The organism is Pontibacter sp. MBLB2868, from assembly GCF_051904785.1.
In the GTDB taxonomy this organism is placed as follows: Bacteria; Bacteroidota; Bacteroidia; order Cytophagales; family Hymenobacteraceae; genus Pontibacter.
Genome location: NZ_CP196710.1, coordinates 999,100 through 1,023,253, shown reverse-complemented (window position 1 = coordinate 1,023,253; position 24,154 = coordinate 999,100). Strand labels below are relative to the sequence as shown.

The 24,154-nt window shown below is 40.0% G+C and carries 22 protein-coding genes; 20 read left to right on the top strand and 2 right to left on the bottom strand.

From position 1 onward, the window contains the following. Window positions 1-9: 9 nt before the first annotated feature. Complete coding sequence (locus ACSX1A_RS04555) at window positions 10-909, bottom strand: Wzz/FepE/Etk N-terminal domain-containing protein (protein ID WP_439882435.1); 900 nt, start codon at window positions 907-909, stop codon at window positions 10-12. A gap of 304 nt (window positions 910-1,213) precedes the next feature. Between ACSX1A_RS04555 and ACSX1A_RS04550 the strand changes: the two genes are divergently transcribed. The 19 genes from ACSX1A_RS04550 to ACSX1A_RS04460 all read left to right on the top strand — a co-directional run bounded on the left by ACSX1A_RS04550 (window position 1,214) and on the right by ACSX1A_RS04460 (window position 22,544). Continuing rightward, complete coding sequence (locus tag ACSX1A_RS04550; protein WP_439882434.1) at window positions 1,214-1,627, top strand: sugar 3,4-ketoisomerase; 414 nt, start codon at window positions 1,214-1,216, stop codon at window positions 1,625-1,627. Next, window positions 1,617-2,048 carry a sugar 3,4-ketoisomerase gene (locus ACSX1A_RS04545; protein ID WP_439882433.1) on the top strand — a complete coding sequence of 144 codons (432 nt, stop codon included), beginning with the start codon at window positions 1,617-1,619 and terminating at the stop codon, window positions 2,046-2,048. The genes ACSX1A_RS04550 and ACSX1A_RS04545 overlap by 11 nt, the downstream gene beginning before the upstream one ends. A gap of 1 nt (window position 2,049) precedes the next feature. Further along, window positions 2,050-2,442 (top strand): MaoC family dehydratase, encoded by a 393-nt coding sequence (locus tag ACSX1A_RS04540; RefSeq protein ID WP_439882432.1) that lies wholly within the window; start codon window positions 2,050-2,052, stop codon window positions 2,440-2,442. Continuing rightward, complete coding sequence (locus ACSX1A_RS04535; protein ID WP_439882431.1) at window positions 2,439-3,119, top strand: hypothetical protein; 681 nt, start codon at window positions 2,439-2,441, stop codon at window positions 3,117-3,119. The genes ACSX1A_RS04540 and ACSX1A_RS04535 overlap by 4 nt, the downstream gene beginning before the upstream one ends. 74 nt (window positions 3,120-3,193) lie before the next feature. Beyond that, on the top strand, window positions 3,194-4,291 hold the full coding sequence (locus ACSX1A_RS04530; RefSeq protein ID WP_439882430.1) for a DegT/DnrJ/EryC1/StrS family aminotransferase: 1,098 nt from the start codon (window positions 3,194-3,196) through the stop codon (window positions 4,289-4,291). Then, complete coding sequence (locus tag ACSX1A_RS04525; protein ID WP_439882429.1) at window positions 4,291-5,574, top strand: O-antigen translocase; 1,284 nt, start codon at window positions 4,291-4,293, stop codon at window positions 5,572-5,574. Before ACSX1A_RS04530 ends, ACSX1A_RS04525 begins: the two co-directional genes overlap by 1 nt. Window positions 5,575-5,608: 34 nt before the next feature. Continuing rightward, window positions 5,609-7,132 carry a glycosyltransferase gene (locus ACSX1A_RS04520; protein WP_439882428.1) on the top strand — a complete coding sequence of 508 codons (1,524 nt, stop codon included), beginning with the start codon at window positions 5,609-5,611 and terminating at the stop codon, window positions 7,130-7,132. Beyond that, window positions 7,125-8,153: a glycosyltransferase family 2 protein gene (locus tag ACSX1A_RS04515; RefSeq protein ID WP_439882427.1), complete on the top strand. Its 1,029-nt coding sequence runs from the start codon at window positions 7,125-7,127 to the stop codon at window positions 8,151-8,153. Before ACSX1A_RS04520 ends, ACSX1A_RS04515 begins: the two co-directional genes overlap by 8 nt. Before the next feature lie 389 nt (window positions 8,154-8,542). Further along, a complete protein-coding gene (locus ACSX1A_RS04510; protein ID WP_439882426.1) occupies window positions 8,543-9,850 on the top strand; it encodes a hypothetical protein in 1,308 nt (435 codons plus the stop codon). Next, window positions 9,840-11,030 (top strand): glycosyltransferase family 4 protein, encoded by a 1,191-nt coding sequence (locus ACSX1A_RS04505; RefSeq protein WP_439882425.1) that lies wholly within the window; start codon window positions 9,840-9,842, stop codon window positions 11,028-11,030. Before ACSX1A_RS04510 ends, ACSX1A_RS04505 begins: the two co-directional genes overlap by 11 nt. A 78-nt stretch (window positions 11,031-11,108) precedes the next feature. Beyond that, window positions 11,109-12,392, top strand: coding sequence for an O-antigen ligase family protein (locus tag ACSX1A_RS04500; protein ID WP_439882424.1), 1,284 nt, complete (start codon window positions 11,109-11,111; stop codon window positions 12,390-12,392). Window positions 12,393-12,409: 17 nt separating this feature from the next. Next, window positions 12,410-13,537, top strand: coding sequence for a glycosyltransferase family 4 protein (locus tag ACSX1A_RS04495; protein ID WP_439882423.1), 1,128 nt, complete (start codon window positions 12,410-12,412; stop codon window positions 13,535-13,537). Between the two features lie 42 nt (window positions 13,538-13,579). Beyond that, window positions 13,580-14,962, top strand: a complete 1,383-nt coding sequence (locus ACSX1A_RS04490; RefSeq protein ID WP_439882422.1) for an undecaprenyl-phosphate glucose phosphotransferase — start codon at window positions 13,580-13,582, stop codon at window positions 14,960-14,962. Window positions 14,963-15,078: 116 nt separating this feature from the next. Then, on the top strand, window positions 15,079-15,954 hold the full coding sequence (locus ACSX1A_RS04485; RefSeq protein ID WP_439882421.1) for a glycosyltransferase family 2 protein: 876 nt from the start codon (window positions 15,079-15,081) through the stop codon (window positions 15,952-15,954). A 108-nt stretch (window positions 15,955-16,062) separates the two neighbouring features. Then, window positions 16,063-17,466 (top strand): histidine--tRNA ligase, encoded by a 1,404-nt coding sequence (hisS, locus tag ACSX1A_RS04480; protein WP_439882420.1) that lies wholly within the window; start codon window positions 16,063-16,065, stop codon window positions 17,464-17,466. 4 nt (window positions 17,467-17,470) lie between these two features. Further along, window positions 17,471-18,961, top strand: a complete 1,491-nt coding sequence (gene hutH, locus ACSX1A_RS04475) for a histidine ammonia-lyase (protein ID WP_439882419.1) — start codon at window positions 17,471-17,473, stop codon at window positions 18,959-18,961. A gap of 133 nt (window positions 18,962-19,094) precedes the next feature. Beyond that, window positions 19,095-20,996 (top strand): gliding motility-associated C-terminal domain-containing protein, encoded by a 1,902-nt coding sequence (locus ACSX1A_RS04470; protein ID WP_439882418.1) that lies wholly within the window; start codon window positions 19,095-19,097, stop codon window positions 20,994-20,996. A 200-nt stretch (window positions 20,997-21,196) separates the two neighbouring features. Beyond that, window positions 21,197-21,532, top strand: coding sequence for a YbaB/EbfC family nucleoid-associated protein (locus ACSX1A_RS04465; protein WP_439882417.1), 336 nt, complete (start codon window positions 21,197-21,199; stop codon window positions 21,530-21,532). Further along, window positions 21,522-22,544 (top strand): glycosyltransferase family 2 protein, encoded by a 1,023-nt coding sequence (locus tag ACSX1A_RS04460; protein WP_439882416.1) that lies wholly within the window; start codon window positions 21,522-21,524, stop codon window positions 22,542-22,544. Before ACSX1A_RS04465 ends, ACSX1A_RS04460 begins: the two co-directional genes overlap by 11 nt. A 2-nt stretch (window positions 22,545-22,546) precedes the next feature. On the opposite strand, the gene ACSX1A_RS04455 is transcribed toward ACSX1A_RS04460, so the two are convergent. Next, window positions 22,547-22,765 carry a PspC domain-containing protein gene (locus tag ACSX1A_RS04455; RefSeq protein ID WP_187066083.1) on the bottom strand — a complete coding sequence of 73 codons (219 nt, stop codon included), beginning with the start codon at window positions 22,763-22,765 and terminating at the stop codon, window positions 22,547-22,549. A gap of 339 nt (window positions 22,766-23,104) precedes the next feature. Between ACSX1A_RS04455 and ACSX1A_RS04450 the strand changes: the two genes are divergently transcribed. After that, entirely contained in the window at window positions 23,105-24,088 is a 984-nt protein-coding gene (locus tag ACSX1A_RS04450; protein ID WP_439882415.1) for a pyruvate dehydrogenase complex E1 component subunit beta, read from the top strand. Window positions 24,089-24,154: the final 66 nt, after the last annotated feature.

Here is a 24,154-nt window from a genome sequence, read left to right as displayed (position 1 = left end):
AATTTGGTGCTATACCTTATTCTTAGTTTCCTTAGAGACGGCAAATACAAGACCAAAGAGGAAAAATATTGTTCCACTTAAGAAGAGATATATTAACAGCTTAGGCCCAGTTGGTTTACTTCTTGGTGAGAAACCTGTTACTACCTGAATGTTATCAAGTTGATCTAATTTTGCCTCTAACTCAGCCTGCTCTTTAAACATGCCAACGCTTTCACGGTAAAGAGAAGTAGGATCTAAAGCTTCACCATAAACGAAGCCATTAACAGGTCCTCTTGGATTAGCAACAGTTGTCTTTAAGCTATCAATAGATTTTATTTCTTTCTTCAGTTTTATTATTACACTTTCAACCTGTCTTTGCTTTATTCGCTTCTGCTTGGAGAAATAGCGGTTATTCTCCAAATAGTTAGATAAGGCTGGCTCCATAGAGTTAAACAAACCATTTTCATACAACTGTAACTCAATTCTAAATGGAGATCCAGTAAGTATACTATCTTCTTCGATCCTATCAGCATCCAAGTTTGAAAACTTCATCCCCTTTATCTTTCTAGCGGCCTCTTCGCTAATATCCAAATTACGAGAAATAGCTGGATAGTTATCGTCCTTAATCATATAAGCAAGCTTCCTAAGCTGATCATCAACGAACTCATTACGTATATCTGCCAGAACCAAAGTCATAGAAGATGTATAATAAGGCTTTGTAACATAGAAAGCTATCCACCCTAACCCTAGTCCTAAAAGCGTAAATAACATTATAAGCTTGATTCTTTTTAAAACAATTGAATACAGCATCAAGAACCAATTCTTTATGCTTTTTAGTAGATCAACAACTTTATAATAAATCGTTAATAAGTTTATTTCCCCCTGAAACTGAGTCTCACTCCTAGTATCTCGCTCTTTTAACTCGTACATTATTGTTTTTTTAGCAAAGATAATTTTTTTGCTGAAGTTTTATAAAATATCAATTAAGACAAAATAAAAAGTTTTTCAGATGCCAACACGTTCAGGCACCATTATTTTGGCTATTAGCAGCTCATTTAAATTGTTAAATTCATGATAAATTTAGCCGTCTAAAATAACCTGATTTTTGAAAAGATTAACAAAGATATTTTATAAATTTGCCCCGTAAGTACTATTGTATTTTAAGTATAATCTCCCTTCGTTCAAGCAAAAATATTATTCGCTGGAATGCTAGGTTTATCAGGTTTAAGATTGAATGGAATATAACAAAGTTAAGATAATTAGCTTACCCAAAGTACTAGATCCCCGAGGAAATCTGTCTTTCATAGAAGAGGGCAGCCATATTCCATTTGATATAAAGAGGGTTTACTGGGTTTATGATGTTCCGGGGGGAGAGATTAGAGGAAGTCACGCCTACAAAACAAATTCCGAATTTGTAGTTGCGTTATCTGGAAGCTTTGATGTTATCCTTCATGATGGCTCACATGAGCACAAGTTTTCATTGAACAGATCTTATTACGGTTTATTTATCCCTAAAATGCATTGGAAAAGTTTGGAAAATTTCTCCACAAATTCATTAGCATTAGTGCTCTCATCCACAGCATACGATGAAGGAGACTATATTAGGGACTTTGATGAATTTAAAAGACACGCAAGCAATGAGCTTTAAAGAATCAAACGTGTACGAATGTTCAGTTAGCGAACTCCCACAAATCTCAAACAGAGCTGGCAACATTACTCCTTTAACATCTAACGAGGAGATTCCATTCGATATCAAAAGGGTATATTATCTGTACGATGTCCCAGGTGGTGAGTCTAGGGGTGGCCATGCCCATAGAGACCTGCACCAGCTGATAGTAGCAGCTAGCGGAAGCTTTGATGTGGTGCTGGATGACGGCAGGATAAAAAAAACAGTCAGTTTGAACAGGCCTAACTACGGGCTTTACATAAAACCAGGCATATGGCGTGATCTGACAAACTTTTCGTCTGGCTCCGTTTTGCTGGTCTTAGCATCTTTGCCTTACTTTGAATCTGATTATATCAGGGATTACAGAGAGTTTATTGATTTAAAATTAAAGTACACTCGCTAAAATGGACTTATACATAGGACAGAAAGCCCAGCTCTCCAAAACCATAACATCTAGTGACGTAGTGGCGTTTGCGGAGCTCTCCATGGACAGGAACCCTGTACACCTGGACGATGAGGTAGCGGCGAATTCAATATTCAAGAAAAGAATCTCCCATGGCATGCTATACGGCTCTTTTATTAGTGCGGTAATTGCAAACGAACTACCCGGACCAGGATCTATATACATGAAACAGGACCTCTCATTCCTTAAGCCTGTTTACATAGGTGACACAGTTACAGCCGTTGTGGAGATATTGGATATACCTAAAGATTCGGTTTATAAATTACTGACCCAGTGCTTTAACCAGAACAATGAGTTAGTAATCGACGGTACTGCATTAATTTTGAGGAAATGAATAAAATTCACCCAACAGTAGTAATTGAGGGAGACGTAAGGATGGGAGAAAACAACGAGATTCTTCCCTACACCGTTCTACGGGGCCCTTTGGTTATAGGCGACAATAATATTATCGGGCCGCACGCAGTCATAGGCTCTCCTGGGCAGGACACGAGAAACCCTCGATATGACTCCTCTGAGAAGCGAATAATAATTGGCAGCAACAACATTATCCGAGAGTTTACAGCTATCCAGAAACCCTGTTACCAGGACCTGACCCAAATAGGAAACAATGTCTACCTGATGCAAAGTGTTCACATTCCTCATGATGCTATAATTGGAGACGATGTTGTTATCACGCCTATGGTAGTGCTAGCTGGTTTAACAAGGATTCTAACCGGCGCAAACCTTGCAATTGGCGTAGGGGTTAGCCAGTATGTTATTGTAGGGCATTACGCTATTGCTGCTGCTGGAGCAACGGTAATGAAGAACATCAAGCCTTTTTCCCGCTATATCCCTGGCAAGCCATTGTCTGTAAATGATTATGCTATCAAAAAATATAAGCTAGAGGGCTCCCTGGAAGAAATCAGAGAGTACGTCTTGGAGAACAAGAGACCTCATACTGAAGTAATCAAGTCCATAGTTGATGAGTATGAGCGCCTCCATATAAGCTCTGGCAATAAGCAGTATGAGTAGCAAAAAGGAGACCTGCATGCCAACATTTCACTAAAAGTATCCCTTTAATTACAAAACCGACACTTAATTAAGCAATGATAAAATTTCTTGATATTCAGAAAATAACTGACAAGAATGCAACTGAGATCAAAGAAGCAATCAATAGAGTCGTAGACTCTGGCTGGTATCTGCTAGGGAGCGAGGTAGCTTCCTTTGAAGAGAACTTTTCAAAGTTCTGCGGTGTAAGCAGCACAGTAGGCGTTGCAAATGGCTTAGATGCGCTCAGGCTGATATTGAGAGCCTATATAGAAATGGGAGTAATGCAAGAGGGAGACGAGGTGATAGTTCCCGCGAACACCTATATAGCCTCGCTTCTTGCCATCTCAGACAACAAATTAACGCCTGTATTGGTAGAGCCAGACATCAATACCTGCAATATTAATGTAACCAAAATCGAAGGGGCAATCTCTCCCAGAACCAAGGCCATCATGATAGTACATCTCTACGGGCAATGCGCCTATAATAGTGAACTTAAGAGAATTTGCGATAAATACGATTTGAAGCTTATAGAAGACAATGCTCAGGCACAGGGCGCTAAATACAAAGGTGTGGTAACCGGAGCGCTTGGTGACGCCGCCGGCACTAGTTTTTATCCAGGCAAGAACCTGGGAGCATTCGGTGACGCGGGAGCAGTAACTACCAACGACCCAAAACTCGCAGCTGCGGTCAGAACGTTAGCAAACTACGGATCTCGCACTAAGTACGTGAACGAGACTATGGGGCTTAACAGCAGACTCGACGAAATACAGGCTGCTGTTCTGAACGTGAAATTGAAGTACCTAATGGAAGACACCGCCAGAAGAAGGGAGATAGCCTATAAGTACCTGAGTGGCATAACAAACCCTAAAGTTATACTACCTCAGGTCGAAGATAAAAACGGCCATGTGTGGCACTTGTTCGTTGTCAGGACAGGCAACAGAGAGTCATTCCAGCAGTACTTGCATGAAAATGGCATTCAAACGTTGATCCATTACCCGATTCCGCCGCATAAGCAGAATGCCTACAAAGAATTGAACAGCCTTTCATTTCCGATTACTGAAAAGATTCACCGTGAGGTCGTGAGTTTGCCTATAAGCCCCGTAATGACAGACTTGGAGGCTGACAAGGTGATAGAAGTCATCAATAGGTGGTAATGTTTGCAGTAATATCAAAAGTTTTAAAAAAAGATATTGTAAAAGTCTTCTCTCTCAATGCAATCTCAACTTTAGTAAAAATGCTAACAGGGTTTGTTAGCGTAAAAGTTGTTGCTGTGTTGATCGGACCTGCAGGTATTGCCCTTTTAGGACAACTGACAAACTTTTCTACAATATTCCTTACTGTCTCTACTGGTGGCATCAACAATGGTGTAACCAAATATATAGCAGAGAATGCCGGCTCTGACAAAGTTTTAGCGACTTTTTTGAGAACGTCCTTTTGGATAACCTTAGTTTTGTCCTCGCTTTGTGCTGCTATACTTATACTTGGGGCCTCTTTTTTTTCTCAACTAATATTCGACGATACCCAGTATACTTTTACAATAGTAGTTTTTGGGTGCACGCTGGCACTTTACTCTTTCAATGCCTTATTATTGTCTATTATAAACGGTTTTAAGGAGTTTAGGAAATATGTAGTAGTAAATATTGTAAGCAGTCTATTTGGTCTTTTATTTTCCGCCTCCCTTACGCTAGCCTTCGGAGTATATGGAGCGTTGCTTGCCGCAGTAACTTTTCAGTCAGTAGTATTCTTTGTTACGCTAGCTCTAACTGTTAAAAGTAATTGGTTTAAAAAATCAAACTTTATTGGTGAGTTTAACCCATCAGCAGGAAAGAAGCTTGCCCACTACTCCGTAATGGCACTTGCTACAGCTTCTACGGGCCCAATTAGCCAATTAATAGTAAGAAGATACATCACGGACAATGTTTCTTTAACAGATGCAGGGTTATGGGAAGGCATTAACAGGATTTCTGGCATGTATTTACTATTGATTACATCTTCCCTGGTTATTTACTACCTGCCGCGCCTGTCAGAGATCAAAAATGACATTGAACTAAAAAAAGAGATACTCGAGGTATATAAAATAATCGTACCTGTATTGCTCGTTATCACACTATCAACCTACCTCCTAAAAGATTGGGTTATTTATATATTGTTTGATGATCAATTTCAGGGCATGCAGCCTTTATTCGCCTTTCAGTTAATAGGTGACTTTTTTAAAATTATCAGCTGGATCTTAGCTTTCCAGATGGTCGCTAAATCAATGACTGCAACATTTGTCGCAACAGAAGTCATCTTCAGTATTATGTTTGTATTTTTGGGACTGTTCTTTGTTGAAAAATTTGGTACAGTAGGAGCTACTATAGGACATTCTATAACCTATATTATCTACTTTTTAACAATGGTAATAATATTCAGAAAGGTCATGTTAAGCAAAGTATAACAATCACCTTTTTATAACTCTAACTTTTTAAGAAGTGATTATTAGTTCTCCTTTAGTTTCTGTAATTGTCCCATGCTACAATCATGAGAAATATGTTACTGAGGCCATACAAAGCGTAATTGACCAGACATATGTAAATATTGAGTTAATTGTTCTTAACGATGGTTCAAAAGACAATACACACAATAAGGTTCTAGATCTTGAAGAAACCTGTAAAGAAAGGTTTGTTAACTTCATTTATATAAATAAAGTTAACGAAGGTGTTAGCAAGACTCTAAACAGTGGCATTCTACTGTCAAAAGGGAATTTTATATCTTTCCTAGCTTCAGATGACTTGTTTTTACCAACTAAAATTGAAAAACAGGTAAACACACTACTTAGGTCTCCAGACTCAGTTGGAGGTATTTATAGTGATGGTTATATAATAAATGATTTTGGTGAGAGAACAGCTTACTTTACCGATAACTACCATGTTCCTATCGGTAAAAATATTTACAAAGAGCTCATTGTTGAAAATTGGATAGGTGCAATAAGCCTGCTCTACAGAAGAGAAGCCTTATTTGAGGTTGGCCTTTTTACAGAAGGTATAAAAGTGGAGGACCATGATATGCTCCTTAAGTTCACAGCAAAGTTTAAACTACTCTACTTAAACGAATGCCTTTTTGAGTACAGATTTCATGAAAATAATACAAGTGCAAACTTCGAGTTGATGCAGGAGCAACTTAAAGTTACCGCACTAAATCACCCAACTCTTAATAAATTTATCCATTTCCAGGAAGCTCTTAAGCGAAAAAACTTTACTTCAGTTCTGAGAAATGCAAGTTTACTGAATTTTGAGTTGATCATTAGAAAATCTATTAGAAAGGTTCAGGCAAGGTTCGATATTTCAAACACTACTCCGCTAGTTTTTTTAAATGTAGTTCTATATAAACTATCACTTTTAGCTAAGTATAGTTTCAGCAATTTGATCTTAAAGGCGAGAGGTTTAAAACTAGGAAAAGGTTGTAAGATCAAAGGAAAAATAGTTATTCATGGTCTTCTGGATAATGTTAGCTTAGGTGATAATGTGAAAGTGTTAGGTAATCTAAGGCTCGTTGCTGATCTGAACTATGGAAGGGAAAAAATAGAAGTAGGTAATAACTGTATACTTGATCATAACTGCACACTCTTCACTCATGGTGGCACAATAAAGATTGGTAAAAATTGCTTTCTAGGGCCTATGGTTCACATCCAAGCAAAGGGAGGAGTAGTTATCGATGATAATACTATGATTGCAGGTCATACTTCATTGTTTGCATCAAATCATGTAACAGCTGATAAATCAAAACTCTTCAATAGTCAAGGAGAAAAATTTAAAGGAATTTATGTAGGTAAAAATTGTTGGATCGGAGCAAACTGTGTTATTCTTGATGGTGCTTATATTGGAGACAACTCTGTAGTTGGAGCAGGCTGTGTTGTGAGAGGTTTCCACCCAAGCAACTCTAAAATTTTAGCTAAAGATGTAGTTGCCAAAACTTACCCCTTTCTAAAAGATCAATTCTCTGCGTCTTATGAATAGTAACTCGTATCCATCCGTATGCATCATATTAGTTAATTACAATGGTTACCTTGACACGATCGTATGTCTGGAAAGTATATTTAGTCTAAACTATCCTAATATTAAAGTCATAGTAGTAGACAATAACTCACCCAACCACTCATTAACTTTTATTAATGAGTGGGCTTGTAAGTTTTCTGCTAAAATCAAAGAAGAGGATAGCCAGTTTCATTATTCCTGCAGCAGAGCTGAAATTGAAGTATTAAACATACCTACTACACAGTACAAGCTAATTACAGTTCAGGCTGGAACAAATCTTGGGTTTGCAGGAGCTAACAATATAGGAATGAGATATGGACTAGCTTGCAATTGTGATTATTTTTGGCTCCTGAACAATGATACCTTCATTAACGATGATACTTTACCAAAACTTGTTCAATACATTCAGACAGATAAAGTAGGAATATTAGGGAGCAAGCTGTGCTACTATGAAAATCCAGATACTATTCAAGCGCTTGGGGGGAAATTCAATAAGCTTTTAGCGGTATCTAAACACATCGGTGAAGGTGAGAAAGACACAGGCGCATATTCTTTCGGAATATTTACAGATATTGATTATGTAGTAGGTGCCTCAATGTTTGTTTCACAAGGCTTTTTAAAAGAAGTAGGTTTACTCGCAGAAGAGTATTTTCTTTATTTCGAAGAATTAGATTGGGCACATAGAGCTATAGAAAAAGGGTGGTCAATCGGCACAGCACTTGAGTCTACTGTGTTTCATAAAGAGGGTGCAAGTGCTGGATCAGGTCAGTGGCGTACGAGAAGCATGCTCTCAGACCTTCTGATTTTTAGGAATAGATTTATTTTTATGAGTAAGTTTTACCCTCAATATCTTATTTTAACATATTTATCATCCATTCTCATTATGTTAAATCGCTTTAGAAGAGGTCAGAGAGAAGTTGGAGTTAAAATGTTTCGATACCTACTATCTTTGAACCCATTAAGCCTAAAAAGGAGTGTTGCAGCAAATAGGAAAATTTTGTAAGGGAATCCTCGGTGTTGATTAATAATTTAGGTTGCTAGTTTCACAGGTAAGTTAAGCAAAAAATGCAGTACCTGCCGCCATGCCGATGTTATATAAGAAAGGTCAGAGCGGAAACTGCAGAATGTAAACAAAGTTGCGGTAACCACTATGGAAATAGTTAATTTGGTACTGAAAATGCACCTCCTAGAAAATGATAGAGGGCAATTTTTAGAGCTTGAACGGCATAAGGCCTGCTAAGCAGCTAACAACAATTTGAAGCCAACTCTTGAAAGTGCTCATGACTCCTACAATCTTTTGGCTGACCTTCAGGTAAAGAACCCGATTTTTTTACTGACCTTTGGAATTTAGTAATTCCTCAAGTCAAATAAATAGTAGCTTAATTTAATTAGATGTCTACCAATACTAAATCAGGAGGAGTATATCTGCAGTTATGGTTATTCATGCTGCTGATAAGTGTATGTTGGCAAGACTTCATCCTGGTTAATAAACTAGGTGAAATAGCAAGAAATCCGATCTTCCTCTTTTTCCCGATATTTGTATTAACCGAATTCCTTAATCTAAGTAAATACAAAACCAGGCAGTTTATTAGTGTTAATAATCTTTTTTTCTACTTCATTTTCGGAATATTATGCATAAGTATAATTTACTTATGCTATTGGTTTATTTCAGACAAACCAACTGTTATTCTCGGAGAACATGTTGCAATAAAATCTATCAAGATTCTTTTATATTATGTTTTACTGTGGCTATTCTTCAGACACATCTACTTTGTTCTGAGCGCTATAGGTGATCCTAAAAAGATCGGTTCTGTGTTCTACTGGGTAATCTTCCTGCACTTGATCATAATCTTAATAGAACTGTATACCATACCTCATGCTCTTCCTTTTTTGCACTCATTAGGAGACACTTACTACCGGGTAAGATTGTTAACTGTAGAGTCTAGCTTCACAGGAGGGGTTGTTGTTATGTTACTAACTACAGCTATAACATGTACGCTGTACATAGCTGATAAGGCAAAACGTAAGAAAAGGCTCTTTGTAATAGTAGCCTTCTTCGTTATATATGTTCTTGCCACAACTTCAAAGATGTTTCTGGTTACCTCATTGGCCTGTACTACTATTCTGATATTAACTACTTTTAAACTTAACTATAAGTATTTAGTTGCTGGTCTAATCTTTTTTATAATAAGTGTTATATTTATATACCCTAAACTAGAGGCCGCATTTGTTAAAGATATTAACTACTATACCTCTACTATTACAAGGACAGGCGCCTATATTAATGGCTATCTTATCGCCTTTCACCATCCGTTAGGAACAGGGGGGGTGTATTTTTATTACTTCATGAAATACCTCGATAACTCACTCCAGATTGTAACATCTATTTTTGGAGGTGGCGACACTAGTGAGATTTTGACTTGGGGAGTAAAAAATGACAAGGCAATTGCTACTGGTGCTGAGTTTTCTTTGTGGCTTGCCATTTTGGGTATTCCGGGAGGGTTACTTTTTATTGCAATTCATTACAAATTAATCATATACAGTAGACTCCACCTTTTTATTTACTGGGGGATGATATACTTTACAATCACCAGTTTCTTCTCTGAAATTATTATGGCTAAACCTAATGTAATTTTATTTTGGGCTTTGATCCTCTATTTCCTGAGAATAAAGATAGAAAAACTTAGCTATGATAAATAATGTTCTTGTAGTTGCTCCTGATTTTCCATTTCCGCCCACTTATGGAGGTGCTGCAGACATTTGGGGCAGAATTCTAGTTCTCGTATCTATGGGGCTAGAGGTACATCTTATTTGTGCTCCCAAGAGCCAGCCAGATAGCGAATCTATTGCAACCGTTAAACAACAAGTGGCTTCTCTAATGCTTGTTGGCCGAAAAAACAAAATAACTGATCTATTACGCAAACATCCTCTTCAAGTAACCTCTAGAAAAGCTTTACAGCTTTATGACTTTGATAAAAAATTCGATCTAATACTATTAGAAAGTGAGTATGTTGGTGCTATACTAGAAAATAAGACATTAAAATATACTAATATTGCTTTACGAGTTCACAATAATGAGTCTAAATATTTCTGGTCTCTATACAAAAGCTCGAATGGAATAACTAAGCTCTATTATGCATCAGAAGCTTGGAAATTCTCAAAATATCAACAGAAGATAATTAAGGAAATAAACAACTACTTGTTTATTTCAAAGGATGAGTGTGATAGCTTTTTAGCAAATAATAAAAAAGAAGGTTTACTCGCATATCATATTCCACCTCCTTTGCCGCAGACAAAACGTGAAAGAAACCTTACTACAAAGAATGTGCTGTTTGTTGGTTCACTGTTTATGCCCAACAACATAGAGGCGTTAAATTGGTATCTGGAACAGGTGCATCCGAAGTTAAAAAATATAAAAGACTACAGATTAATTATAGCTGGAAGCACTAAGGGAAAGAGCAACAGTTATCTGAATAAGCTTTCTAAAGAAGATCATTCTATTGAATACTATCCTGATGCTGTAGATTTAGAGCCTATTTACGAACAAGGAAGTGTGTTCATAAATCCTATGCTAAATGGAGCCGGGGTAAAGTTGAAATCGATTCATGCCATACAAGAAGGTCTTCCAGTTGTATCTACTACAGTAGGAATGGAGGGTACAGGCTTAAAACCAGGACTACATTATAAGTTAGCAGATACTCCACACGAGTTTGCAAAGGAAATACAACAGCTTCTGGAAAATTTAGATAACAGAAGGTCAATGGTAATACATGCACAGGAGCATTTAAGAAAATATTATAATCAAGCCGCTATCTTAGAGGAGTTCTTTAATAAGATAGGTAAGCGCCCTGATTTTAAAAATAACATATCCGTTTTCTAGAGCAGAATAACTTACAACAACAAAGTCTTCTGTAAAAGATGCTGCTTTGGAGTTAAATCAAGAATAAATAAAATTTATATGCGAGCTATAGTGCAAAAAGGGGGTGCCCTTTTGGAAAGAAGGAATACCAGTAAAATAAGAGAGGTGCTTTATTGCTTAATAGCATTCTCTTTTCCCTTTTCTATGCTTGTAATTAATGTTGCATCAATTCTGCTAGCCATTATTTTTATTATTGACCTAAGCAGAAACAAGCTTGTCATTAACTATAAGCTAGCAACTTGGCTTCTACCTTTGTTATTCGTTTCTTATTCCTTTAGTTTATTATATACAGAAGACATAGCTACAGGATTAAGTAAACTTGAAACTAAGTTATCCCTCCTAATTTTGCCTGTTCTGATTTGTGCTTATCAATTTGATAAGGCAGTAGTCAGAAGAACCATATTTTATTTTATATCAGGGGTTACTCTTGCTGCTATTATATGCATTGTAAATGCTTTTTATATGGGTTATGCAAGAACGAATGGTATTTCAATCCTTGCCAATCAGTATTTCTATGATCGCGACTTTTTTGTTTCAGTCATCCGTATTCGCCCTCCTTATTTTGGGTTGTATCTTTCAACAGCTTTACTTTTTCTGATAAACTTCACAACAACCACCAAGATAAAAGTAAAAATCGGGTTTCTTCTGTTTGCAACATCTGTTGTTCTATTCACGGGATTATTACTGACGTATTCAAGAATGGCACTATTGTCTCTTGTATTTATTGTTGCATTGTGGTCAGTATATTATGTTATCTCACAAAGGAAAATCACACTTCTTCTTCTAGGCCTTTTAAGCTTGCTTATTACGGTAAAAATTGTCTATGATAGCCATTTCTTAAACAGAAGGCTTGTAGAGCTAGTTAACACACCTATTAAAGAGCCAGGGCCAAACGATATGAATTCTGTTAGCGTACGGTACGGGCAAATTTACTGTTCATTGCAAATCTTAAGGGAAAACCCGGTATTAGGAGTTGGTATAGGAGACACACAGAATCAGTTAGATAATTGCTATACAAATAGAAATTACCACCCTACTTTTATAGAAGGTAAACTGAATACACATAATCAGTATTTAGATGCGGCTATTAGCTCAGGTATAGTTGGTTTGCTTGTTCTACTGTTTGTTTATGGGAACCTCATATACTTGTTTTTTAATAGTAAGATTTACTCTGCGCTATTTTTCGTAGCTTTGATGGTACTTTCGTCTTTATCAGAGTCAGTACTAAACTCCTTTAAGGGGGTAGTATTGTTCTCCTTTTTCTGTTCTGTTTTTATTGCATTGGCAAACCGAAGCAACAACGAGGCGAAGACTAGAGATTAAATATTTAATTACTATTTGTGAAAACTGCTATAGTTCATGATTGGTTGCCCGTGATTGGTGGTGCTGAGAAGGTGTTAGAAGAGATACATCGCTCCTTTCCAGGCAAAATATTCACGCTGATGATTAATGAGGATGCCATCAGGGATACTTATTTTAGTATTTGCGACATCAAAACTTCCTTTATCGATAGACTTCCTTTCGCGAAGAAGAAGTACAGAAGCTATTTGCCCTTATTTCCAATGGCGGTAGAGCAATTCAACTTAGCTGAGTATGATCTTGTAATTTCATCATCTTATGCTGTAGCAAAGGGCGCATTAACTAATCCAAATCAGCTGCATATATGCTATTGCCACTCTCCTATTCGCTATGCATGGGATCTTTACCAGCAGTATTTAGTAGGAGCGAACTTAAAGAAAGGCGTTAAAGGAGTACTAGCCAAACTTGTCTTACATTATATTAGGCTTTGGGATGCATCTACAGTTAATAGAGTGGATCATTTTGTTGCCAATTCTAATTACATAGCCAGAAGAATCAAAAAATTATATAACAGAGAAGCAACCGTAATATACCCTCCTGTTGATGTAAACAAGTTTGATTACAAAGTAGAAAAAGAAGACTTTTATCTTGCAGCATCTCGCATGGTACCATACAAGCGCATCGATCTGATCGTAGAAGCTTTTGCCATGATGCCTGATAAAAAGCTTGTTGTTATTGGTGAAGGCCCTGATTATGATAAGATCAAAAGTAAAGCAAAGAATAATGTGATTCTGCTGGGATACCAGCCTTTCGAGGTTCTTAAAGATTACATGCAGAGAGCAAAGGCATTTATTTTTGCAGCTGAGGAGGATTTTGGAATAATACCAGTTGAAGCGCAGGCCTGCGGCACACCTGTCATCGCCTTTGGTAAAGGTGGGAGTTTAGAGACTGTAAATAATAGTACAGGCATTTTCTTCGATCAGCAAACCACAACAAGCATCATTAATGCAGTATTAAAGTTTGAAGAGAATATTCTCAAGTTTGATAAATATCAAATAAGGTTAAATGCAGAGAGATTCTCGAAGGAGAGGTTTAACAAACAACTCCAAGAGTTTGTTCACGATAAATATCAAGAGTTTAAACAAGAAGAAGTTGCAGCTATAATATAATAAGTAACTTTATCTAATATCATCAGATCAGTTAATAAACGAATGCCTGGGCTTTACTCTAAGTATAATAGACTTATACATGTAATTGGGGATGCAGTAGTTTTATCTGGTGTTTCGGTTGGCACTTATTTTTTGAGTGTTAAATACGATATTCTCTTACCCTTTTCTTTTTTTATAAAGTTCTCCTTATTTACCATTTTGGCATGGTTTGTTTGCTCCTCTTTATCTGGAGCCTATAAGCTTCACAGGATAACCAATCTACTTCGGACAACTTTTAACGTTTCGAAAGTGATTATTCTTTACATTTTGCTAGTTGAGGCAACATTAAACATCCTGAACCTCTCGCAAATGCCAAGGCAGTACCTTATCTATCATTATATTCTGCTAACAGTATCCATGATTTTCTGGCGGTTTTTGATAACTAAGATTCTAAGAGAGTACCGAAGAAGAGGTTATAACTACCGAAATGTTATTGTCGTTGGCTGTGGCACAGTAAGCCTTGAAATGAGAGACTTTTTTAAAGCTCATCCTGAGCATGGCTACCACTTTTTTGGATTCTTTGATGATAATGCCGAAGAGCACCCGGAAGTACTTGGTAAAGTAGATGATGTTGAAGACTTTGTTACAAAAAATGGTATTGATGAAATATACTGTTCTCCCTTCGAAGTAGAAAAACATCAGCTTGATAGATTAACAGAATTCGTAGATAACAACCTTGTACGAATGAAGTTACTTCCTTCACCAGGGGAGTTTCCATACAAAAAGCTTAAGATAGATTTCTACGATATTCTTCCGGTGTTAATGTTACGTTCAATTCCCCTGGATGATGCTGTAAATAAATTTATTAAAAGGGCATTTGATATCGCGTTTTCTACTTTTGTAATAGTTTTTTTACTGTCATGGCTATTGCCAATAATAGCCATTATTATAAAGCTCGACTCGAGAGGACCTACTTTCTTCAGACAAGAACGCTCAGGCATTGACAACAAAGTTTTCAATTGCATGAAGCTCCGTACCATGTATGTAAACTCCGAGGCTAACACGCATCAGGCGCGTAGGGGAGACTCCCGCATAACTATGGTCGGTGCCTTTCTGAGGAAAACTAGCTTAGATGAACTCCCTCAGTTTTTTAATGTATTTGTTGGACAAATGTCTGTTGTTGGCCCTAGGCCACACATGCTAAAACATACAGCCGAATATGCCGCAACAGTAGACAAGTTTATGGTACGACATTTTGTAAAACCCGGCATTACTGGCTTATCCCAAGTGAGGGGATTCAGAGGAGACACAAGCGAACTTTATCAGATGCGCGGAAGAGTTAAGCTGGATATTTTTTATCTTGAGAACTGGTCGTTTATCCTTGATTTAAAAATTATTATCAACACTGTGTTAAATGTAATTAATGGCGATGACCGTGCATTTTAGGCTTTGCCCCCTACTATAAAAAGAAATAGTTAACTACATCTTTTTCTTTCGATAGGTGAATGCTGTATTTAATTTGTTGTAAATATTCAGGATAAGAAGCAAACATTAAATTAAGTATGTATAGATATGATATAGCAGCTTCTATTGTTGCATACAATAATGATCCTGCAATACTTAATAATGCTATAAACAGTTTTTTAGATACAAACTTAAGAGTAGGAATACTTATTATAGACAACTCTCCTTCAAACACATTAGTTAAGTTACTGGTAAAAGATGAAAGAGTATACTACATTTTCAACGGAAGTAATGTAGGTTTCAGCAAAGCTCACAACCAAGGAATAGCTTATTTTAAAAATAAGGCTAAGTACTTCCTTGTTTTAAACCCCGATGTATTCTTTGAGGGTAATACAATCGATATACTTTACAGTTATTTAGAGCTTAACCCGCAAGTCGGCTTGACTGCTCCCCGGGTAGTGTATCCTAATGGGGAAGAACAGATATCGAGAAGACTCATTCCTACACCTGCAGACTTACTCATCCGAAGGTTACCCTTAGCAGCCAAGCTTTTCAGCACCAGGACGAAGGCAAATGAATATCATAACGTAGATAGTCAGCAAATTCTGGAGGTACCATTCTTATTGGGTTGTTTCTTGCTATTCAAAATGGACGCTTTAGAACAAGTGGGCTACTTCGATGAGCGATATTTTGTGTACCTAGAGGATTTAGACATCTGCAGGCGCATGGATAAACACTTTAAAGTTATTTACTACGGCCACGTAAAAATTTACCACCATTACCAAAGAGCATCCTCAAAAAGCTTAACAATGCTTTTCCATCACACTATTTCAGTGGTAAAATACTTTAATAAGTGGGGTTGGTTTATAGACGCTGAGAGAAAGGCTATTAATAAAAGCGCTATGGCAGCTAGAAAGGTTAGTAAAGTACACAAGCCAAATGATTATAGCAGAAAGTACGCCGCTACCCTTTAAACCTCACCATGTATACTTCGTATTAAAGATTTAGCCTCGTAGCTTTTTCGCGTCCACCCTCCTCCTTTCCTCATCTTTTAGTAACTTCGCCGGCAAACTGGCATAAGCATGAGCAAAGAAAAACCATCTATACCCAAAGGAACACGGGATTTTGGCCCAGCAGTAGTGGTCAAACGTAATTACATTTTCAATACTATTAAACGAACCTTTGAAAAGTTCGGCTATTTACCTCTGGAAACACCGGCGATGGAACAGCTGTCGGTATTAACAGGTAAGTATGGCGACGAAGGGGATCAACTTATTTTTAAGATCCTTAATTCAGGGGATTTTCTTGGCAAAACTAAGGAGGAGGATATTGCACAGGGCTCTAAGCACCTGACACGCAAGATTTCTGAAAAGGCACTCCGATACGATCTTACAGTTCCTTTCGCCAGGTTTGTGGTAATGAACAGAAATGAGATCACGTTCCCGTTCAAGCGATACCAGATTCAGCCTGTTTGGCGTGCTGACAGGCCTCAAAAAGGCCGTTACCGTGAGTTTTACCAATGCGACGCCGATGTAGTGGGAACCAACTCATTGCTTTGCGAAGCTGAGATCGTGCAAATGATCGATGAGGTGCTGACAACACTCGGCCTCACTGATTTCACCATCAAGATCAATCACCGGGGCGTTTTAGCGGGTATTGCGGAGGCTATTGGCGAAAAAGGGCGTGAGGGCGATATTTGTGTAGCGATTGACAAACTGGATAAAATTGGTCAGGAAGGCGTTCGGAAAGAACTGCTGGAGCGTGGTATTTCAGAAGCCGCGGTAGACAAACTGGAGCCCCTTTATACTTTAGAAGGTAATAACGAGCAGATACTGGAGCAGCTTGAGACCATACTTGGCGCTACGCCAGAGGGGAAACGCGGATTAAATGACCTGCGTGCCGTGTGGCAGTACCTGCAGGAGTTGGGTAGCTATGCTTTGCAAACGAAAAATCCTTCGGCTCAGCCAAGACTGATGCTTGACGTTACCCTGGCAAGAGGCCTCTCCTACTACACAGGCTGTATCTTTGAAGTAAAGGTAAATAACGTGGCAATGGGCAGCATCAGTGGAGGTGGCCGCTATGATAACCTAACCGGCATGTTTGGCCTGCCAGGTGTGTCCGGCGTAGGCTTCTCTTTTGGTGTCGACCGCATCTACGATGTAATAGAAGAGCTTGATCTTTTCCCGAAAAGCACCCAGATGGGTACAAAGGTGTTGATCGTTCAGTTTGATAAGCAGTCTGAAACATACTCCCTCCCGCTATTACAGAAACTGCGCGATGCCGGTATTGCCTCAGAACTATACCCTGAAGCAGCTAAGCTGAAGAAGCAGATGAGCTATGCCGATCAGAAAAATATCCCGTTTGTGATGCTGGTCGGTTCAGAGGAAATAGAAAGCGGCAAACTAAAGCTGCGCGACATGCAGACAGGCGAGCAGGATGAGCTTTATATTGATGATATCATTGCCCAGTTAAGATCACTGAAATAACGATATGAGCCACGTGCACCACATCTCCAGCGAGCACCTTAGCCTGGAGACCATTGAGAAGATCGTTAGCGAAAAGTATACGTTAGCCCTGTCAGAGGATGCAGAACAGCGTATTACGCGCTGCTTTGAGTACCTGCAGCAGAAAACAAAGCAGTCTGACCGCAGCATCTACGGCATCAATACCGGCTTTGGGTCATTGTACAGCAAAAAGATCTCCCCCGCTGACCTGGAGCAGCTGCAGGCCAACCTGATGATGTCGCATGCTTGTGGTACGGGTGCCGAGGTACCGGCTGAAGTGGTGAAACTAATGCTCCTGCTTAAGATACAGTCGCTCTCCTACGGCCACAGTGGTGTGCAGCTGCAAACAGTAAAGCGTCTCATCGACTTCTATAACAGGGATGTTTACCCGGTCGTGTACCAGCAGGGGTCTCTTGGAGCAAGCGGAGATCTGGCTCCTTTGGCTCATCTTTGTCTTCCTCTAATTGGGTTGGGAGACGTATACTTTCAGGATTTTAAACTGGAAAGTAAGCATGTGCTGGAAATGTTTGGTTGGGAACCGATAGCACTAAAGGCCAAAGAAGGGCTAGCCCTTTTGAACGGTACGCAGTTTATGGCTGCTTACGGTACTTACGTGCTGCTCAAGGCCCGGCGACTTTCTAAGGCTGCAGATACGATCGGAGCACTTTCCCTGGATGCTTTTGATGGTCGCATTGAGCCTTTCAATGAATTGATTCACCGCATCCGCCCACACCAGGGGCAACTACAAACTGCTGACAATATTCGTCAGCTACTGGAGGGCAGCGAACTGATCGTACAGGAGAAGCAGCATGTACAGGATCCGTACTCCTTCCGTTGCATTCCGCAAGTACACGGTGCCTCAAAAGATGCCATTGCTTACGCGGAGCAGGTATTCCTGACCGAAATTAACGCTGTTACTGATAATCCGAACATTTTCCCAGAAGAGGATGAAATCATCTCCGGAGGTAACTTTCATGGACAACCTTTGGCCTTGGCACTGGACTTTTTAGCCATCGCGCTGGCAGAGCTGGGCAGTATCTCTGAGCGCCGCACCTATCAACTTATTTCCGGGCTTAGAGGTCTGCCGGAGTTTTTAGTGGCTGAGCCCGGGCTAAATTCCGGCTTTATGATCAGCCAGTATACGGCAGCTTCCATTGTTAGCCAGAGCAAACAGCTTTGCACCCCTGCTTCTATCGACTCCATACCTTCTTCCAATAACCAGGAAGACCATGTAAGTATGGGGGCCAATGCTGCTACAAAGCTTTTCCAGGTGGTACATAACCTGGAGCGGGTGCTGGCCATAGAACTCATGAACGCGGCACAAGCCATAGAATTCAGGAAGCCAAAAAAAACCTCTCCTAGGTTAGAGACACTGGTGGAGGCGTATCGGGAAGTAGTTCCTTTCGTATCGACGGACAGGGTACTACATTACGACATCATGAAAAGTATAGATTTCCTTACAACTTACCCCCTCTAGGCATCTTACTTTAGGACATTTCATATATAGAGACCTTGCCAGCTATACTTGCAAGGTCTTTTTAGTTAGAAATACAATATTCTTTTCTTCTGTTCTTTATTTAAATAAATTAGTCCTTGCTAAACCAGTTAAATTGAAGGTCCTACACATCATATTATTTTTTGTACTAGCCGTTTTTAATGCAAGGGCTCAGGGATGCTTCAAAGCCATACAAGACGGACAGCCTGTGCAGGTAATATGCGCAGGTAAGCCTGTTTTCTTTCGCGATTGCTCAAACCAGAATGTTACCATATTTTATTATAAGGGGCCGGAAGCTTTTGACCCTGACAACTATGATAACAACAAATTATTAAAAGGTGAGCAGAGCACAACATTTACAGTTCCTGGTGAATATATCATTACACAATATGCCAGAAATAATTCGGGTGAAGATAAACTGTATGAGCAAAAGTATCAGATAAAAGCTTCACCTGATCCCTCCTTTACTGTAACTCCCTGCGCTAACCGTAAAGTGTCCCTTTCTATCACAGATAACCAATATGATCTTTATACTGTGAACTATGGAGATGGAAAGCAGGCTGAAATAAAAGCCGGAGCAACGATCGATCATACTTATCTTAGCGCAGGTCCTTATACGATAACCGTAGTGGGAAATTATCAGGAACCTACCTGCTCTTCACCACCTGTAACCAAAACGGTAAGTGAGCTGCCTGTTTATTCTCCCCCAGCTATCAACATCCTGAAAGTAGCACAGCAGGATGCCTCTTCCGGAAGTATAAACTTCACGTTTAATAACTTACTTCCGGGTTATACTTACACCCTCAGCAGAAAGCTGGAATCTGAGAGTAGTTTCGGTAAAGTGGCAGATCTTTCACCCAGCCGATCGAATTATACTTTAGCAAATACCAACACGCTTGTTAAAGCTGATTATCGCATAGAAGCAACAGATGCTTGTGGTACAGTGTTACCTCCGTCTAACGAAGTAAGCAACATTGTTATTGACATAACGACATCTAACGATCAAAACAGCGTCAGATGGGTACACACCGGTACTTTTCAAAAGCTGCAGATTACCCGTAACGGTGAATTCTTGCCAATATCCAACCCTTCAAATCCTTATAAAGACACAGATGTTATTTGCGGCAAAGAATACTGCTATGAAATAAGAGCTGTTGAAGCAGATAGTAAGGCTACTTCTGTTTCCACCTTAAGTTGTGTAACCGCTGTCTCAAATGTTAAACCTGCAGCACCGTACCTCCTTTCCTCTTTTAACCCAGAAAATCAGGTAGTACTCTCACTGAAGCTGCCAAACAGTAAAGAAGCACAAAATATTGACATAGAGAAAAGTATAAACAGTGCTGCTTATACTTCCTTAGCCAGCATAAACCAAACTTCCTATACGGATGCTGTACCTGAGCTTATCAACCTCTGCTACAGAGCAACTTTTACAGATCTCTGCAACAACACCTCCAACTACAGCAATGTGTCCTGCCCTATCATATTAGGCTCAGAAAAGCAGCAGAATGGTTCGGTGAAGCTGGACTGGAGTGCCTATAGTGGTTTCCCGAATGGAAACATACAGTACGCCGTGGAATTGCTGGATGGGAACAATAACATTGTTAACAGTTACCCTGTCACTGGCACAACCTATACCGATCAGTCCCTGAGCAATGAACTACAGCTGCTGCGGTACCGGATCAGTGCCACCTCAAATTCCGGCAATGAAACAACTTATTCCAACATAGTGGAAGTGGAGCAGGAAGTTGCGCTCTATGTACCAAGTGCTTTTAGCCCGAACGCTGACGGATTGAATGATACGTTTGAAGTAAAGGGGAAACTTTTCAGCAACTTCTCCATTAGAGTTTACAACAGTCTTGGTAATGTGGTGTACCAGTCTGCTGACGCATCTGCAGGTTGGGATGGCACATACAAAGGGGAACCCCTACCCGTTGGAGCCTATGCCTACGAAATAACAGTTAAGACAAGTTTTGGCGCTACGAAACGGAAAACTGGCACCGTTACTTTGCTTCGGTAATGAGCACGGCTCACAGCAATCAAAGGCCTCTTTCTCAACAAGCAACATGCGTTATTACTCTTTCCGACCACCATATTTATACTAGCTAAACCGCACCGGTAGTCACCGTACTTTAAGCGTTGTAAAGTTATTGCTCGTATATTTGCATATAAGCGCCCCTGTTAAAGCCAGGCGCTATTCCATACCTAAAATAAGAAACTATGTTTGATATGTTCGGCATGATGGGCAAGATGAAAGAGGTCCAGGCCAAAATGAAAGAAGCGCAGGAAAAACTCAAAGACATAACTGTTACGGCAGAGTCAGGTGCAGGCCTGGTAAAAGCAACCGTTAACGGCCAGCGCAAACTCATAAAAATTGAGATCGACGACAGTATTCTGAATGCAAACGACCAGGATATGGTAAATGACCTGGTAGTAGCTGCCGTGAACAACGCCATGCTAACTGCCGCTGAACGTGCGCAGGAAGAAATTAAAAAAAGCACTGAAGGCTTAATACCTAATATCCCCGGCTTAGACCTCGGAAGCTTTGGCCTATAACCCCGCACACACTGCCATAGTCATACTTAATTGGAATGGGCTACGGTATTTACAAAACTTTCTGCCATCGGTAGTAGCCAACAGCAACGGTTGCGAAGTGATCGTTGCCGACAATGCTTCTACCGATGGCTCTGTTGCTTTTCTAAAAGAAAAATTTCCGCAGGTTCGCCTTATATTACTTTCTGAGAACTACGGTTTTTGCGAGGGGTATAACAAGGCCCTGCAGCAGGTAGACGCAAAGTATTATATACTGCTTAACTCAGACGTAGCTGTTGCGGAAAACTGGACTGTGCCGCTCGTGGAGTTGATGGAATCGGATGAAAATATTGCCGTTTGCCAGCCCAAAATAAATGCAGAGCAACACCCTGGTTATTTTGAATATGCAGGTGCTGCCGGAGGGATGATAGACACTCTTGGGTATCCGTTTTGCAGGGGCCGTCTGTTTGAAACTCTGGAAGAAGACAAAGGGCAATACAACGATGTACAGGAAGTATTCTGGGCAACCGGCGCCTGTATGGTTGTAAGAGCGCATGTTTTTCATGGGTTGGGAGGACTGGAGCCTGCTTTTTTTGCCCATATGGAAGAGATTGACTTTTGCTGGCGTGCAAAGAATGTCGGTTACAAAGTAATGTATAACGGTTTCAGCCAGGTATTCCATGTAGGTGGTGGAACCCTTCACAAATCGAACCCACGCAAAACATTTCTTAACTTCAGGAACGGCTTTGCCCTGCTCTACAAAAACCTGCCAGCAAAAGAGCTTATACCAACACTGGCATTACGGGTGTTTTTAGATTGGGTAGCGGCGTTGCGCATGGTGATGGCGGGCCAGACCAAAGATGCAAGAGCCGTGCTGGATGCACACGTTGATATTTTACGCCACAGGAGCTACTGGAGCAGCCAGCGTAAGAAACAACTCCACAAAGGTAGCTTTCCGCGCCTTACAGGAGTTTACTCAGGCAGTATTGTGTGGGAATATTTCGTGAGGCAGAAGCGTACTGTAAAGGACTTATAGACCTATAGGTCCCAAACGGTGCTTCGCTCACGGCGCAAATGCTTTCGTACGTTCATCCAGAAGGCCAGCATCAGGTAGATCAGCACAGGCGACCCCATGGTTAGAAACGAAACATAAATAAAAGTAAGGCGAATGCTGCTCGTTGCAAAGCCAAGTTTCTCACCCAGCATGGTACAAACGCCAAAGGCCTGCGATTCGATAAAGTACTGTAGCCGTTTCATTTGTAAAGGGTTTTTAAACTTAAAATTATCAAATATTATACTTCTATCCAAACGGACTCAGACGCCATGAAGTATAAAAAGGACAAAGAATTGCCTCATACAGTTTCATCTTTTTACGTTTAAAGCCCGTAAGCGGCTAACCTCCGCATAAGATTTACGTCTCCTCCACCCTCTCCATTTCTTTGTAATCTACCTGCAGGCATCAGTTTGCACTGATACTGCAGCGAACCAGTAAACAAGCATAAACGGGTATTTCGACGACTATAAATTAAGAAGTACATTGTATTTTGGCAGACTTCTCTTAATTTTACCCTCTGAACAGAGAATTAAACATCCTATATGCGAAGTATACAGTTTAGAGAAGCCCTGCGCGAAGCGATGACAGAGGAAATGCGCCGCGACAAGAGCGTATTTTTGATGGGCGAAGAAGTTGCTGAATATAACGGAGCCTACAAAGTGAGCCAGGGAATGCTGGACGAATTTGGTCCTGAGCGGGTAATTGATACGCCTATTGCAGAGCTTGGCTTTGCAGGTATAGGTGTAGGAGCTTCTATGAATGGCCTCCGCCCGATCGTAGAGTTCATGACCTTTAACTTCTCTTTAGTAGCTATCGACCAGGTGATCAACTCTGCTGCTAAAATGATGTCGATGTCTGGTGGTCAGTATTCCTGCCCGATCGTTTTCCGTGGACCGACAGGTAGCGCGGGGATGCTTTCATCACAGCACTCGCAGAACTTCGAGAACTGGTATGCCAATACACCTGGCCTAAAAGTAGTGGTGCCTTCTAACCCTTACGATGCAAAAGGACTTTTAAAGTCTGCTATCCGCGACAACGACCCTGTTATTTTCATGGAGTCGGAGCAGATGTATGGCGATAAGGGCGAAGTTCCTGAAGAAGAATATACTATTCCGATCGGTGTTGCCGATATCAAGCGTGAGGGAACTGATGTTACTATCGTTTCTTTCGGAAAAATGATGAAAGTAGCGCTTGAAGCTGCAGATGAACTGGCAAAAGATGGTATCAGCGCAGAAGTGATCGACCTTCGCACTGTTCGACCTATCGATTATAAAACCTTAGTTGAGTCAGTTAAAAAGACGCACCGAATGGTAGTAGTTGAGGAGGCCTGGCCATTGGCATCTATCTCTGCAGAACTGGCTTACCATATCCAGAGCAATGCATTTGATTACATGGATGCACCGGTTAAGCGCGTTACTTGCCGCGATGTTCCGCTTCCTTATGCCCCAACTCTTATCGAGGCATCGTTACCAAACGTACAGCGCACGATTGAAGCTGTTAAAAAAGTAACTTATAAAGAGGCTTAGTAATCAGGCGCTCTAATTATATAAAAAAGGCTGCACATTTACTTGTGCAGCCTTTTTTTGTAGATC

Excerpts from the sequence above, each read along its gene's own strand:
- ACSX1A_RS04500 (WP_439882424.1), top strand. The coding sequence starts at position 11,109 with ATGCGAGCTATAGTGCAAAAAGGGGGTGCCCTTTTGGAAAGAAGGAAT.
- ACSX1A_RS04505 (WP_439882425.1), top strand. The coding sequence starts at position 9,840 with ATGATAAATAATGTTCTTGTAGTTGCTCCTGATTTTCCATTTCCGCCC.
- hisS (WP_439882420.1), top strand. The coding sequence starts at position 16,063 with ATGAGCAAAGAAAAACCATCTATACCCAAAGGAACACGGGATTTTGGC.
- ACSX1A_RS04555 (WP_439882435.1), bottom strand. The coding sequence starts at position 909 with ATGTACGAGTTAAAAGAGCGAGATACTAGGAGTGAGACTCAGTTTCAG.
- ACSX1A_RS04525 (WP_439882429.1), top strand. The coding sequence starts at position 4,291 with ATGTTTGCAGTAATATCAAAAGTTTTAAAAAAAGATATTGTAAAAGTC.
- ACSX1A_RS04530 (WP_439882430.1), top strand. The coding sequence starts at position 3,194 with ATGATAAAATTTCTTGATATTCAGAAAATAACTGACAAGAATGCAACT.
- ACSX1A_RS04485 (WP_439882421.1), top strand. The coding sequence starts at position 15,079 with ATGTATAGATATGATATAGCAGCTTCTATTGTTGCATACAATAATGAT.
- ACSX1A_RS04465 (WP_439882417.1), top strand. The coding sequence starts at position 21,197 with ATGTTTGATATGTTCGGCATGATGGGCAAGATGAAAGAGGTCCAGGCC.
- ACSX1A_RS04550 (WP_439882434.1), top strand. The coding sequence starts at position 1,214 with ATGGAATATAACAAAGTTAAGATAATTAGCTTACCCAAAGTACTAGAT.
- hutH (WP_439882419.1), top strand. The coding sequence starts at position 17,471 with ATGAGCCACGTGCACCACATCTCCAGCGAGCACCTTAGCCTGGAGACC.
- ACSX1A_RS04455 (WP_187066083.1), bottom strand. The coding sequence starts at position 22,765 with ATGAAACGGCTACAGTACTTTATCGAATCGCAGGCCTTTGGCGTTTGT.
- ACSX1A_RS04535 (WP_439882431.1), top strand. The coding sequence starts at position 2,439 with ATGAATAAAATTCACCCAACAGTAGTAATTGAGGGAGACGTAAGGATG.
- ACSX1A_RS04510 (WP_439882426.1), top strand. The coding sequence starts at position 8,543 with ATGTCTACCAATACTAAATCAGGAGGAGTATATCTGCAGTTATGGTTA.
- ACSX1A_RS04450 (WP_439882415.1), top strand. The coding sequence starts at position 23,105 with ATGCGAAGTATACAGTTTAGAGAAGCCCTGCGCGAAGCGATGACAGAG.
- ACSX1A_RS04540 (WP_439882432.1), top strand. The coding sequence starts at position 2,050 with ATGGACTTATACATAGGACAGAAAGCCCAGCTCTCCAAAACCATAACA.
- ACSX1A_RS04490 (WP_439882422.1), top strand. The coding sequence starts at position 13,580 with ATGCCTGGGCTTTACTCTAAGTATAATAGACTTATACATGTAATTGGG.
- ACSX1A_RS04515 (WP_439882427.1), top strand. The coding sequence starts at position 7,125 with ATGAATAGTAACTCGTATCCATCCGTATGCATCATATTAGTTAATTAC.
- ACSX1A_RS04545 (WP_439882433.1), top strand. The coding sequence starts at position 1,617 with ATGAGCTTTAAAGAATCAAACGTGTACGAATGTTCAGTTAGCGAACTC.